We start from the raw sequence: 13125 nt of genomic DNA, 5'->3' as shown, positions 1-13125 counted from the left end.
GTATTGTACCCGATTTACGGCTGGCGATTTTCGGCTTCCCTCCGGCGAATCGAGCCGTAGGGCACGGCTTAGGAGGTGAACGATAGATCCCGTGCGCGCCGCACCGCGGGTTTCTGGCCATAGAGCCGCGCGTACAAACCTTTGCCGGAAACCAGGGTTTCATGATCGCCCTGCTCGCAAATGCGCCCGTCCTCGAACACGTAAATGCGGTCGGCGTGTTTGATCGCGCTCAAGCGGTGGGCGACGATGATCGTCGTGCGGTCCGCGAGGAATTCGTCCAGACCTTCGTACAAGCGGGTCTCCGTTTCATTGTCGATGGCCGAGGTCGCTTCGTCGAGGATCACCACCTTGGGATCGGCCAGGATCATGCGGGCGATCGCCAGCCTTTGGCGCTGACCACCGGAAAGCCGCATGCCCAGCCGGCCGACGACGGTATCCAGCCGGTCGCGGCTGTCTTCCACCACGTCCCTGAGTTGGGCGATTTCGAGCGCGCGCCAGAGTGCTTCGTCGGGCGCCGGACGGCCCAGGGTCAGGTTGGCTCGGACGGTGTCGTTGAACAGCACCGGGTGCTGCAATACCGTGACCACATGTTCCCGTATCACGTCCATCCCGATTTTGTCCATAGGCGCGCCGTTGAAATAGACCATGCCCGAAGTCGGGGGATAAAGGCCGATCAATACTTGCACCAAGGTCGATTTGCCGCCGCCGCTTGCACCGATCAACGCGACTTTCTCGCCGGGGCGGATGTCCATGGAGATGCCGCGCAAAACCTCGTTGCCGTTCGGATAGGCGAAGTGAAGATCGTCGATGAAGATGCCCACTCTCCTATCCTTTTCGAAGGGATCGATCAGATGCGGGTACTTCGGCTCCTGCTTCAGGTCATTCAATTGGTTGATCCGCTCCAGCGCCGCCTTCGCGCCGAACCAGGCGTACTGTATTCCCAGAATCTCCTGCACCGGGGTCATCATGAACCACAGGTAGCCCGAGACCGCCATCATCTCGCCGACGGTGAGGTCGGAGTAGATCACCATAAAAAAAGCCAAGGCGCGGAAGACGTCGAACCCGAACAGGAAGACCAGAAAACTGACCCGGTTGGCGGCGTCGCTTTTCCAGGCGTAGGCGGCCGAATTCTCGCGAACCGTCCGTGCCGCTTCCATCAGCCGCCCCATGTAGTGCTTCTCCCGATTGCTGGCCCGGATTTGATGGATGGCATCCAGGGTTTCGGTGAGTGCGAGCTGAAAGGCGCCGATCGCGGAATTTTCTTCGCGCTTCAGATTTTTTACCCGTTTTCCCAGCGATTTGGTGAAAAAAATCACGATTGGATTCAGGAACAGGATGAACAGCGCAAGCTGCCAATGCATCCACAGTAGAATGACGGCGGTGCCGGTCAAGGACAGTAACGCCACCACGAAGCGCGCGACGGTTGTGCCGATGAACGTATCGAGCGTATCGAGGTCGGTGACCAGATGGGTCACGACGGAGCCGCTGCCGAGATTTTCGTATTCCGCCATGGAGATGCGCTGCAGCTTGCCGATCAGCCGGCAGCGGATGCGATAGATGGTGTCTTTGGCAATAAAGCTGAACTGCCGCGTCTGCCACACGTTGAAGATCGCCGCAATCAGGCGCAGGAGCAAAGTAAGCCCCAGTATGGCCGAAATATACAGGGCCGGCCCATGCCATTCGGCGGGAAAAAGCCGGTCGAGCAGGCCGACGGCCATGCCGGGCTTGTTCAACAAGACCTCGTCCACCAGCAGCGGCATGAGTAAAGGCACGGGGACCGCGCTCAAGGCCGCGAACACGGCGATCAGGTGAGCGGTGAACAATTCGCGCTTGTGCTCCAATGCGACGGATCGAATATAAGCCCAGGTGAAGCGGTGGGAATTCTGAGGACTGGAATCGGAAACCATTTCTAAGTCGTTAGACCCTAAGAGCGGGATAAATCAGCGGCACGCTTTCGGCAGGCAATCTAGGACCGGGTGGAGAAAAGCGTCCGTAGCCAGCGAGCGTTTTCGCCGGCAGCGGGCCGACGATACGCTCCAGTTCGGACAGCCGAATGCCTTGGCGGACCAAATAACTAATATAAGTGTGGCGCAGGGCGGATGCATCGATCGTTTCGGGCTGCGCAAGGCCGGAATCGACGGCCGCGCAGGCGATCAACGATGCCGGGTCGTCCGTTTCCAAGTTGGGAAAGTCTTCGCTTTCGGCCAACCAAAGTTTAAGGCGCCGAGGGATGGGCACAGCCCTAGGATTTTTGCCGTCGATACGCAGCGTATCACCGGCGTGTTCGAACTGCTCGGCACGCAGTTCCGCGATTTCCTCAAGGCTCAGACCGGATAGAAGCAGGCCTATCGTCCATTTGGTGCTGCGATTGGCCGCTTCCAGTAATACGCGGATCTCCGGCTCGGTCAGTTCTCGTATCGTCGGGCTTTCCAAAGCGGGAAATTGTTCTGCGGGAAGGGCCGACGGCGTTGTCATTCGACGCTCAAGCAAAATTTTTTCCGGCACCGAATAAACGTGGATATCGGGTAAGACTGTCGCAGGCGGCGGGGTTTCCCGGCGCGTGAGGTATTCGTAAAGCCACACGGTGATCAGGCCGAGGCCGAGGCTGCCGCCGAAGACGATACCGCTGTCGCGCCAATAATTCGGCCAGATTGGTCGAGCCGGGGCATAGCCCCGTTCCAAGACCTGGAGTTGAGGGAGGTTTTCGTAAGGTTTCGCTTCGACCTGTGCCAGCCGGATTTCGGCGTCGCGGTAAACCTCTTCAAGCTTTTCGAGGTTTGCGCGCATAGCCTCATGCTCGGCGAAACGGCTTGTGAACTCGGTCGCCTCCTGCTCATGCGCCTCGATTTGACGGCGTATTTCCCGGACGGTCTGTTGAGCGGACGCATAAGCCTGTTGTGCTTCGCTCAATGCGTTCTGTTTCCCGTATTCGAGCTTTTTCTTGATCTCGTCTTCGGTTTGTTTGAGCTGTTCCGGAATAAGCTTGAACTGAGGCTGTAGCGAAAGGTATTGAGACGTGTATCGGCGTTTCAAATCCTTGAGCTGCTGGCGCAGGTCGTGCGCTTTCTTTTCCAGATTCGCCAATCCTTGCTCATCGCTGGGCGGCACCACGGGCTCGCCTCGGGCGATGGCCTCTTTGATGGCGTCGAGCTGGGCTTTCGCTTTGACCTCGTCCTCGGTGGCTTTGTTGAGTGCGGTGTTGAGACCGGAAAGCCGGGCCATGGCGCGGTTATCAGCGTCGTTTTTCGAAACGATGCCGTGTTTACGGCGAAATTGATCCAGTTCCCAGCGCTTTGCCTCGATTTTTTGGGCGAGCTGTTGAAATTCGAGCTGCAAGGCCGTGGCGGTGCCGTCTTTCGTTTCGCGGGTCTGTCGTTCACGGCGCGCTTGATAGGCATCGATCCAAGCGTTAATGACCGAAGCCAGAACCTTGGGGTTCGATCCTTTGGCGTGCAGCTTAACGATGTTGGTCTCGGTTATGACATCGACCGAGAGCAAGGCCTGAAGATCGCCGACAGTCAAGTCGGACAATTCGGGTGCGTCATCAGCGGCTCTTAAGTTTCTCAAAGTTGCTTCAAGCAAAGGGACGCCGAGCAGGATCTCGCTTTGTACAGTAACGTGCTGGACGCTGGCTTTCGCGTCTGCTTCGTCTATGGCGGTAGGCGCTACCGTAAGCAATGCGGCCGTGCTCTCATAGACCGGCTCGCGCAGCCACACAAAAGTCGCGCCGGTCACGAAGGCGAGCAAGAACGCACAGGTAAACACCATGAGACGGTGGGATCTTGCGGGTGGCAGGTCTGCGCCGGAATACCCCAAGAAATCCCTTGGCGGCTGTGAGCTGCGCAAAATTTCGATCGACGGTAGATCCTGCATGGCTGATTTCCCGCGAAGGTTGCTCGTTGTCGTTTACACGCTCGGTATTCTAGCCCGTGTAGGCTCGGGCCGGTCTATAAAAGCACATCACCGATTGGATCAGCTTCCGGGAATGATAACCCGACCGGTATGTCGAACCGTGTTCTCTGTGTCGGCCAACTTTGACGAGATGACGGCCGATGGCCAAAGCATCGGCTGTGAATTCCGCGTTGGCGGACGTGTGGATAGATTTCATTTCTTGTTGGGAAATATGACGGTGTCTCAATACCGACTTTGCCGCACGCTGCTGGAATTCATGTTTTCCTGATACAATAAGCCTTTTCTTTGCTAGGCCTTGACGGGAAATAAACTTTCGTGCGTTCCGAGGGTGCTATCCGGAAGTTCTCATCGATAAATGGATTTTCGCCCACGATAAAGTTTGGCAATCGGCTTGGAATTTTGGTACGGCCTGGTCGCCCTCGGTAACCAGTGGGTGCCGAGGGGCAACATAAAACAACAGCGATATCGGGCACTTTTATGATTGTTAAGGAATCTAGATTACAACAGAGACAGCACAGTTACAGTCGGGACGAATTGATTCAATGCGGACGCGGTGAAATGTTCGGCCCCGGCAATGCCCAGTTGCCGCTTCCTCCGATGTTGATGTTCGATCGCATCACCCGTATCAGTTCCGATGAGGGGCTTTACGACAAAGGTATGATCATCGCCGAGTTGGATATAACGCCGGACCTTTGGTTTTTTTCCTGCCACTTTCAGAATGATCCTGTGATGCCGGGCTGTCTCGGCCTTGACGCCATGTGGCAGATGATCGGATTTTACCTCGGTTGGATGGGCGGGTTAGGGCGCGGGCGCGCGTTAGGTGTGGGAGAGGTCAAGTTTCGCGGCCAGGTACTGCCGCATCATAAGCTTGTGACTTACCGTATTCATCTCAAGCGGGTGATGATGCGTAAGTTAGTCATGGGGTTTGCCGACGCGGAAATGGAGTGCGATGGCAAGGTCATCTATGAGGCTAGCGATCTTCGGGTCGGCCTGTTTACCTCTACAGATGCGTTCTGAGCGAGCTATACAGATATGAGACGCGTTGTTGTAACCGGCATCGGTATCGTTTCCAGCATAGGCAGCAATCAACAGGAGGTAACCGAGTCTCTGCGACAGGGGCGTTCGGGTATTCGGTCCAGTGAAGAATACCGGGAGATGGCATTCCGCAGTCAGGTCTACGGTCCGATCGATCTGAATTTGGACGATCTTATAGATCGCAAGATTCGCAGATTCATGGGAGATGGCGCAGCGTACAATTACCTCGCCATGCAGGAGGCAATCGCCGATTCGGGCTTGGACGAATCCGAAATATCGCATTCTAGAACCGGCTTGATCATGGGGTCGGGCGGTCCTTCCACGGCGAATCTCTTGCTTGCGTTCGACAACTATCGTGAGAAGGGCGTTAAGAAAGTTGGGCCTTATATGGTGCCCAGGACCATGTCCAATACCAATTCCGCCTGCCTCGCGACGCCGTTCAAGATCAAGGGGGTCAATTACTCCATCAGTTCCGCATGCGCGACCAGTGCCCACTGCATAGGAAACGCGGCGGAACTTATTCATCTGGGCAAGCAGGACATCATTTTCGCCGGCGGCGGCGAGGAAGTGCATTGGACGATGACCGTGCTCTTCGATGCGATGGGAGCGTTGTCTTCGCAATATAACGACAGGCCCGAGATTGCATCGCGTCCCTATGATGCCGACCGGGACGGATTCGTTATTTCGGGAGGCGGCGGGGTACTGGTTCTTGAGGAGCTGGAGCATGCCAAGGCCCGTGGAGCCAAGATTTACGGCGAGCTTATCGGATACGGCGCGACCTCCGACGGTTTCGACATGGTGCAGCCTTCCGGCGAGGGGGCTGCGCGTTGCATGAGGCAAGCCATGGAAAGTGTGCGCAACAAGATCGATTACATCAATGCGCATGGAACGAGCACGCCGATCGGCGATATTAAAGAGCTGCAGGCCGTGAAATCCGTTTTCGGCGATGAGGTTCCGCCCATTAGTTCGACAAAGTCGTTGACAGGCCATGCTTTGGGCGCTGCGGGCGTGCACGAAGCGATTTATTCCTTATTGATGATGAATGGCGGTTTCATTTCCGCTTCGGCCAATATCGAAACGCTGGACCCGGGCGCGGAAGGCGTTCCCATCGTGCGGAAGCGGATCGACGATGCCCGCATCGACACGGTCATGTCGAACAGCTTCGGGTTTGGCGGGACTAATGCTAGTTTGATCTTCGGGCGTTATGGTGGATAGGGCGGCAGGCGCTCTGACCGAAAAGCAGCGTTACGAATTCAATAAGCTGCAAAAGAGATTGCGCCGTTTAGTCGGCGAGGCCATCGCCGACTATCGAATGATCGAGGACGGCGACAAGGTGATGGTTTGCCTCTCGGGAGGAAAGGATTCCTACACGCTTCTGGATGTCCTGCTCAGTCTTCGGCTGAATGCCCCGGTTCAGTTCGACATCATTGCTGTTAATCTGGATCAGAAGCAGCCGGGATTTCCCGAGCACGTGCTGCCGGAGTATCTCGCCGGTCGCGGGATTCCTTACCATATCATTGAGCAGGATACCTACAGCATCGTCAAGCGGGTAGTACCGGAGGGCAAGACGACATGCGGTTTGTGTTCCAGATTACGACGCGGGTTGCTTTACCGATATGCCGCTGAGCACGGCATTACCAAGATCGCGTTGGGTCACCATCGCGACGATATCCTTGAAACCTTCTTTCTCAACCTGTTTTACGGCGGCACCCTTAAGGCAATGCCGCCCAAACTGTTGAGCGATGATCGGCGCCATATCGTTATTCGGCCACTTGCGTACTGCCGGGAAAAGGATATTGAAGAATACGCGCGCATCAAAGCGTTTCCGATTATCCCGTGTAACCTCTGCGGCTCGCAGGAAAATTTGCAGCGTAAGGCGATGAAGGAAATGCTGCAGTCATGGGAAAAGCAGTTCCCAGGGCGCTTGGAAACTATTTTTACAGCGCTGCAGAATATAGCGCTATCTCAGCTTGCGGATCGCAATTTGTTCGATTTCATCGGGCTCGATCAGGTACGAGGCGATGTGACTGGTAATCAGGATGCTTCCGTCTCCGCCGGGCTGGAAGTGCTTTTTCTCTGAATGATCCAATCGGTACCTCGTGTTTTCTGCCCGTGCTAGGCGGGTGCGTGGGTTCAAACGTTCCGCCCTTTCTGCCCCTTGCATTTTCGGGAAATCTTCTTTATAAAAGATTCCGTGCTACATGCACTACCAACTAAAAAATCTTAAAGCTTTGGAAATTGAGGAGGATCTTATGAAAAAATTGGCATGCGTTATCAGCTTGGTCATGGTAGCTCTGGGAGTGATTGCTTGCGGTAACTCTCCTGACGGTGACAAACAGAAGATCTCGACCACCGTATCCCCGAGCCTTTAATTTTTTTTGATAAGTCTTTCTGCCCTTTGTACGAAGCGGCAGTAGCTTTTAATAATTAGCTTTTAGCCTTTAAAGGCACCGATATTAACCTGGATGAAGGTTTCTTCATCCAGGTTTTTTTGTGTCACTGAATCATAAAGGCGCGGCTGGTTTACGTACCGTTTTTGTTGCTACGATTAACGGATCGATCCGTTGGGCCGCTCGTGACAGACGTCCAGCGACTTGACAGCGCTAGCTCAGACGGTAAGATAACCGGCGCGATAGCATTGTTCTGCTATTAAGATTTTCGATAAAACCAAATAAGGTAGGTTAAGAAATGGGAGCCATACTAGATTTAGTTGAAAAAATGAGAACCCCGATGGGTATGGTGGTCACTATCGTAGTTATAGCTGCTGCCGTCTTCTTCGTCCGTTGGGTTTTCAGCGACGACGACAAGAAATAGGCCACCAAATGTGGCAAGCATAGGCGTTACCTTATAAGTTTTTAATCTTAGTTAACAATCCTATCCTTGCCACTTCCTCGTAAGACTTCTCCTCCACCGCTCGTCTAGCTGGGCAAATAGCCTAGCCATTCCCGAAACCAATCGATTCTGGTGCCCCAAATCCACCACCCGTTATAATTGCTTGCCCTCTTTTTCTACGAGAGCTGTTTTTCGGGTGCGAAGCTCGCGCCCTCTGGGAAAGCAGTTCGTTGATAGGAAATAAGGGGTTGTTTACATCCTCGCCAAGGGAGGGGGAGGAAATATGCGAATATTCATCACTGGCGGAACCGGGTTTATCGGCAGGAGCTTATGTAAAGCACTGCTTGGCGCAGGTCATCAGTTGACCGTGCTTAGTCGAAAGCCTGAGACAGTGCCCGGAAAGTGCGGGATCGGAGTGGTCGCGCTGAAAAGTTTAGCCGAATGGACGTCGGATCAACATTTCGACGCTGTGATCAATTTAGCGGGAGAACCCATTATCGGCCCCCGTTGGAGTGAGCAACGAAAACAAATTCTATGGAATAGTCGAGTCACCCTGACCGAGCATCTCATCGACGCGATCCGTAATGCCAATTCCAAGCCGACGGTGCTTATCAGCGGATCAGCGGTTGGAGTCTACGGTGATCAGGGGAACGAAATCCTTGATGAAAATTCGCCTCCGGTACGGGGCGAGTTCGGCCAAGAACTATGCGAGGCATGGGAGCGTGTCGCATTAAGTGCAAGGGAATACGGCGTTCGGGTATGCCTGCTTCGGACCGGATTGGTCATCGGCAAGAATGGCGGGTTTCTGCAAAAAATGCTGCTTCCGTTCAAGCTTGGGTTAGGTGCGCGGCTTGGCGATGGTAAGCAATGGATGTCTTGGGTTCACATAAACGATCACGTTGCGATGACTCAGTATTTATTGGAGTCGCCGACTCTCGACGGAGCGTTCAACCTAACGGCACCTGAGCCGGTGCGCAATGATGAGTTTACGCAATGTTTGGCAAACGTCTTGAGACGGCCCGCGTTACTAACCGTTCCTGCATGGCTTCTCAGGCTGGGTGCCGGCGAAATGGCGGAGTTGATGCTGGGGAGTCAGCGGGTGATTCCCAAGCGTTTTCAGGGCCAGGACTTTAAGTTTTTGTATAACACCTTAGAACTGGCGTTGCAGGATACGCTTGCGTCAAACAAACCTCATGTTCCCTGAATTTTTGCACACCGGTAGTAGTGCGAAACTGATTGGTATGCTTTTCATGCTGTAGTCACCGTTATCCGTTGCGAACGGTTATGGCTGGATTTGGGCAACGAAATCGATAAAACTCCGCGCCGGTAACGCGCCTTTATGTTGTCCTGGTCAATCTCGGCAGGCAGATGTATGACCCGCTCAAAAAAACCATAGGCTCGTTCCAACAGAAAATAACGTTCGCCAATGCTTCCCTCGTGCGCATTTCGCTTTTCGCCCCGGACGATTAGCTGATCTTCGAGGATTTGTATTTCGAAATCGTCGGCCTCCATTCCCGGGATTTCTATATCGATCGTAATCCGATCATTCTCCTCCCGCACTTCCGCTGGCAATAAACCCCATCGCGACGCTCCCTGCGTCAATTTTCCCCCTTCGTGAGGAGGCTCGCGAAGTGTAAAGCGCGTGAGTGCATGGGACGCTCGTTGTTTCAAGGCAGACCAGCCTTCGGCAAGCGAATGCAAAGTATGGTGTAGACCGTGGTGTATGTGGTTCAGCGTGGTCATAGAAGGCCCCAAGATGTCATTTACAGCGTGCGCCGGCGTAAAGCCTCGAGTTCTTCGAGTAAATCCAAGGCCAGTGCCGCGCCGGGCAGGTTAACCCCGAGATCGCGTTGCAGATGTAGCGCCGTTTGCAAGCGCCGTAACGCGGCGGTGTTGAATTGCCAATTCATCGGCTCCGAGCCTTCTGGATCGACAATTCCTTCGTTAACCATTTCAAAAATGGATTCCGCGTCGACTCTGCATGCCTCGCATACATCTACCAGAGATAGTTTAATCGTTTCGTCCAATACAATGCCGGACGAGGAGGTAGCGGTCCGATTCGTCATGTTCACGCTCCCATATGCGCTCGTGGATTCATCGGCATGACCTCGGCCATCTTTCTATAGAGAGACTTGGCCTCCGCGGTTGTGGCCTCCGGAATCACGATGCGCAGAGTTACAATTTGATCTCCTGGTGGAGTGCAGGGCAGCCCGCGGCCTTTTAAGCGCAGCCTCTGCCCACTTTGAGAGTTAGGAGGGAGCTTGAGTTCGACTTTGCCGCCTAACGTCGGTGTGGGGACCGTCAGTCCGAGAGCGGCCTCCCAGGGCGTTACTGGCAACTCCAGCGAAATATCCGCGCCTTCGGCGCGAAAGAATGGATGAGGCTTAAATCGTATTTCCAGGTAAAGATCACCCGCCGTGCCGCCCAACCGGCCCGATCCGCCCTGCCCGGACAGGCGAATGCGTTGTCCTTCTTTGACGCCTTTCGGTATCTTGACGTTTAAGGTGCGGGTCTTGTTAACAACCCTGCCTTTTGCATCGATTTCCGGGCTCGCAAGAGTAACCGTTTGAGTCCCTCCCGAGAATGCCTCGTCGAGGCTGATGTAAATGTTGGCATATTGATCCTGGCCAGATAGAGGTCCGGTCCAGCCGCTACGGGGTTCTCGCCGCCCGCCTCGCGTAGCTCGGCCGAATAGGCTGTCGAAAAAATCGCTAAATCCGCTTGCGTCGCTCCCCGTAAAACCGCCACCACCAAAGTCGAAGTCAAATGCCCAGTCGGGTGGAGGCGTAAAACGTTCGCCGTGCTGGCGACCGGCCGCGATTTGATCGTAAGCCGCGCGCTTTTCCGGGTCTTTCAAAACTTCATAAGCCTCGCCAAGTTCCTTGAAGCGCTCCTCGGCATTACGTTCCTTGCTGACGTCCGGATGATATTTGCGGGCGAGCTTACGATAGGCTCGCTTTATATCCTCTTGCGAGGCGTCTCTGGATACACCCATGATCTTGTAATAATCCTTGAATTCCATGAAACAGTGTTCCCTGTTAGATTTTGGATAAGGCTACCGCTGCGGGGTAAGTTATGACATTGAAAAGCCTTAGAAATCATAACAATGTAAAGCAAGCAAGCACAGCTGCGCCGGTCAGGTGGCATGCTTTGGAGCAGGTATCTGCGGCGTATCAAAGACGAACCCCGCTTTCGCGGGGTTCTCGGTTTGACAGATGGGCTAAATGGCTCGTTTAGAAGGCCAGAGAGCCACGCATCTGAACCGTGTCGAGATCTGACGGATCCCCTTCGAGAAGTGCTCGACTTGTCCCGGCGGTGCCGAGATCTATATCGATCACATGGGTGTAGTCCAGCATCAACCGGAACCACGGATTCAGATACCAGTTGACACCGAGGGTCGCCGCTGTCTCGCGTCCGCCACGTTCGCCGGGCGTACCGATCTTGTTCATGTTGACTTGCGAAATGCGGCCTTTGAGTTCCCAGGCGCCCCAGCCGCCGGCCAAGTCAAAGTTTCGATTGGGCGTTAAACGCTTAATGACGGCATCTTTCGGATCGTAGGCGGCGGCCCGCGATTCGCCGGTCAGGCTATACATCACGTCGAAGTGCCAACCGTCGAACTTGGCGTCTTCGGTTCCATCCCCGTTCCGTTGCAAATAGGCCACGTTATATTCGCTTTCGAACGAAACGGGGCCGTAGGCGCCCGTTGCCTCGGCGTTGAAAAACACCTCATCGTCGATATTTCCGATATTCCCGGTATCGATCGGATAGAAGTGATCGATGTGAGTGGGGCGATTGCGATACCGAACGGTTTTGTCGCCCTGCTGCGGTACTCGGTAAGCGGCAGAAGCGCCGACATGGAACAGCTCGCCCGGTTTAAACCAGGGAGCCCAAGTAGCGCGCCCCGACGCGCCCCAGCCTTCGTCGTCCGCCGCGCTGTCAGCTTGCCGTGTTGCCGTATCGCCATAAATGCCAGCTGCGGCGGTCCATGTGCGACCGTAATGATCATAGCGGAGGCCAATCGCACGGTTCACAGAAACATCGGTGAAAGCATACTCCAACGAACGTTCCATAAACGGCATGTCGTTGGAACTCATCATCTGCTGAAAGCTGTACGGTTGCTTGCTTTGGCCGATGGTCCATTCGCCCCAGTCGAAACCGGTGTATTTTACGAACGCGTCCTTGAGTCTGACTTGCTCGTCGGCATAGTCCGGTTGCAGCTTGAATTTCCAGTCGTTGAAGAACTGGCCGGCGACCTCGATACGGACACGGCGGAGTTCGGTGCCGGAGTCGAGATCTCTCTTTGTCGCTTCTTCGTCGGCAGGATCGAAGCTTCCGTTACTAGGATCGTTGTCGTTATAAGTTACAAACTTGTCGCCGGACTGGATGGCGGCGTCCGCATGGAGGCGCCCGTTGATGGCGAATTTGAAGTTTCCGTCGTTCGATTGAAACTGAAGTCCCTTTGCGCCAAGAGTGACCTTGGCGTCATCCGGAGCTTTGGGCTTATTGGCTAAAGCATCGATTTTTTTATTAAGGCGTGCCTCTACGGCTCTAATCTGGTCGCCGTCCCCCTTGGAATTTGCGGTTTTCTTAGGCGTTTTGGGTTCTTCGGTCGCTTCTTCGTCGACTCTTTCAAAGTTGCCGAGTCGTACGCGCCCCGGACCGGGTTCTGCGTAAATTTGCTTGGTCTTGCTGTCCATATAAAGGTCGAGTGCATACGCGTTATTCGCGCCGACTCCGGTAAATGCAACGGACATCGCACAGGCTAAGTGTTTAAATCTCATTGTTCCCCCAATCGTAAAACTGTGCTCGAAGAATTGCGCCTCTAGAGCCGACGCAACTTTTTGGCATATGCCCATTTTTTGGGCTGTTGGTTACATCTCAACAATCGATCGCGCCAAAGCAACAAAAGATTAAGGGGAGACTATGACTATTTCGTTACCGAAATATTACGAACGTATGACAATGACGAACCGCGTTCGCCTCGTCGAACGTATAGCCGTCAGGCATCGATATCCCGCGATCGAGGGACGACCAGAATAGGCCAGTTAATGGTTATGCCCTTGCGAACGAGGGCCAGTAATAGACCGTCTTAAAGACTGAGGTTCCTAAGGGGAGGCGAGATTGCTGTTGCTGCGTTCTAAAATTTAATGGCAATCAGATCATTGAGCTAATGCGTCAAGCTCGTGATAGATATGCGGTCGATTAACTCGCCGCAGGATTGGTTTGGGTTTGGGTGGTAAGTTGACTTTTAAAACCCGAGCAGTTGACAGGGGGGGGTGGGTTAGGGAATAATGTGCAGCTCTTCCGGTGCTGGCGGTTTTGAGTGCCGCGGGTGGCGGGGAGGGA

General features: G+C 54.4%; 11 protein-coding genes. 5 read left to right on the top strand and 6 right to left on the bottom strand.

Annotated features, from left to right (window positions below):
• Window positions 1-68 precede the first annotated feature (68 nt).
• Together JOD69_RS22890 and JOD69_RS22885 are read right to left on the bottom strand one after the other, a co-directional pair.
• Entirely contained in the window at window positions 69-1907 is a 1839-nt protein-coding gene (locus JOD69_RS22890; RefSeq protein ID WP_086133214.1) for an ABC transporter ATP-binding protein, read from the bottom strand.
• Between the two features lie 10 nt (window positions 1908-1917).
• Window positions 1918-3768 carry an integrase gene (locus tag JOD69_RS22885; protein WP_210024324.1) on the bottom strand — a complete coding sequence of 617 codons (1851 nt, stop codon included), beginning with the start codon at window positions 3766-3768 and terminating at the stop codon, window positions 1918-1920.
• Between JOD69_RS22885 and JOD69_RS22880 the strand changes: the two genes are divergently transcribed.
• The 5 genes from JOD69_RS22880 to JOD69_RS22860 all read left to right on the top strand — a co-directional run bounded on the left by JOD69_RS22880 (window position 3767) and on the right by JOD69_RS22860 (window position 8983).
• The gene (locus JOD69_RS22880; protein WP_210024323.1) at window positions 3767-4180 is read left to right on the top strand and encodes a hypothetical protein; all 414 of its coding nucleotides are present in this window, start codon (window positions 3767-3769) and stop codon (window positions 4178-4180) included. The two genes, JOD69_RS22885 and JOD69_RS22880, sit on opposite strands and share 2 nt — an antisense overlap.
• Before the next feature lie 209 nt (window positions 4181-4389).
• Window positions 4390-4929: a 3-hydroxyacyl-[acyl-carrier-protein] dehydratase FabA gene (gene fabA / locus JOD69_RS22875; RefSeq protein ID WP_077728144.1), complete on the top strand. Its 540-nt coding sequence runs from the start codon at window positions 4390-4392 to the stop codon at window positions 4927-4929.
• Between the two features lie 15 nt (window positions 4930-4944).
• Window positions 4945-6162, top strand: coding sequence for a beta-ketoacyl-ACP synthase I (gene fabB / locus JOD69_RS22870; RefSeq protein ID WP_077728143.1), 1218 nt, complete (start codon window positions 4945-4947; stop codon window positions 6160-6162).
• Window positions 6155-7027 (top strand): tRNA 2-thiocytidine(32) synthetase TtcA, encoded by an 873-nt coding sequence (ttcA, locus tag JOD69_RS22865; RefSeq protein ID WP_348529980.1) that lies wholly within the window; start codon window positions 6155-6157, stop codon window positions 7025-7027. The genes fabB and ttcA overlap by 8 nt, the downstream gene beginning before the upstream one ends.
• Before the next feature lie 1035 nt (window positions 7028-8062).
• Complete coding sequence (locus JOD69_RS22860) at window positions 8063-8983, top strand: TIGR01777 family oxidoreductase (RefSeq protein ID WP_086133216.1); 921 nt, start codon at window positions 8063-8065, stop codon at window positions 8981-8983.
• A 44-nt stretch (window positions 8984-9027) separates the two neighbouring features.
• Here the strand turns inward: JOD69_RS22860 and JOD69_RS22855 are convergent, their stop codons facing one another.
• The 4 genes from JOD69_RS22855 to JOD69_RS22840 all read right to left on the bottom strand — a co-directional run bounded on the left by JOD69_RS22855 (window position 9028) and on the right by JOD69_RS22840 (window position 12533).
• A complete protein-coding gene (locus tag JOD69_RS22855) occupies window positions 9028-9522 on the bottom strand; it encodes an Hsp20/alpha crystallin family protein (RefSeq protein WP_086133217.1) in 495 nt (164 codons plus the stop codon).
• Window positions 9523-9542: 20 nt separating this feature from the next.
• Entirely contained in the window at window positions 9543-9806 is a 264-nt protein-coding gene (locus tag JOD69_RS22850; protein WP_240506788.1) for a chaperone modulator CbpM, read from the bottom strand.
• Window positions 9807-9847: 41 nt separating this feature from the next.
• Complete coding sequence (locus tag JOD69_RS22845; protein WP_086133219.1) at window positions 9848-10801, bottom strand: DnaJ C-terminal domain-containing protein; 954 nt, start codon at window positions 10799-10801, stop codon at window positions 9848-9850.
• Window positions 10802-11012: 211 nt separating this feature from the next.
• Complete coding sequence (locus tag JOD69_RS22840; protein WP_210024322.1) at window positions 11013-12533, bottom strand: porin; 1521 nt, start codon at window positions 12531-12533, stop codon at window positions 11013-11015.
• Window positions 12534-13125: the final 592 nt, after the last annotated feature.

Origin of the sequence: Methylocaldum sp. RMAD-M (assembly GCF_017832375.1) — a bacterium.
Lineage (GTDB): Bacteria > Pseudomonadota > Gammaproteobacteria > Methylococcales > Methylococcaceae > Methylocaldum.
Note: the sequence above shows the minus strand (reverse complement) of the source record. Positions and strands in the feature narration are given on the sequence as shown.

Bases quoted from the DNA above. Each gene is read 5' to 3' on its own strand.
- JOD69_RS22840 (WP_210024322.1), bottom strand. From the start codon at position 12,533: ATGTCCGTTGCATTTACCGGAGTCGGCGCGAATAACGCGTATGCACTC.
- JOD69_RS22845 (WP_086133219.1), bottom strand. From the start codon at position 10,801: ATGGAATTCAAGGATTATTACAAGATCATGGGTGTATCCAGAGACGCC.
- JOD69_RS22860 (WP_086133216.1), top strand. From the start codon at position 8,063: ATGCGAATATTCATCACTGGCGGAACCGGGTTTATCGGCAGGAGCTTA.
- JOD69_RS22855 (WP_086133217.1), bottom strand. From the start codon at position 9,522: ATGACCACGCTGAACCACATACACCACGGTCTACACCATACTTTGCAT.
- fabB (WP_077728143.1), top strand. From the start codon at position 4,945: ATGAGACGCGTTGTTGTAACCGGCATCGGTATCGTTTCCAGCATAGGC.
- JOD69_RS22880 (WP_210024323.1), top strand. From the start codon at position 3,767: ATGAGACGGTGGGATCTTGCGGGTGGCAGGTCTGCGCCGGAATACCCC.
- JOD69_RS22890 (WP_086133214.1), bottom strand. From the start codon at position 1,907: ATGGTTTCCGATTCCAGTCCTCAGAATTCCCACCGCTTCACCTGGGCT.
- JOD69_RS22885 (WP_210024324.1), bottom strand. From the start codon at position 3,768: ATGGTGTTTACCTGTGCGTTCTTGCTCGCCTTCGTGACCGGCGCGACT.
- fabA (WP_077728144.1), top strand. From the start codon at position 4,390: ATGATTGTTAAGGAATCTAGATTACAACAGAGACAGCACAGTTACAGT.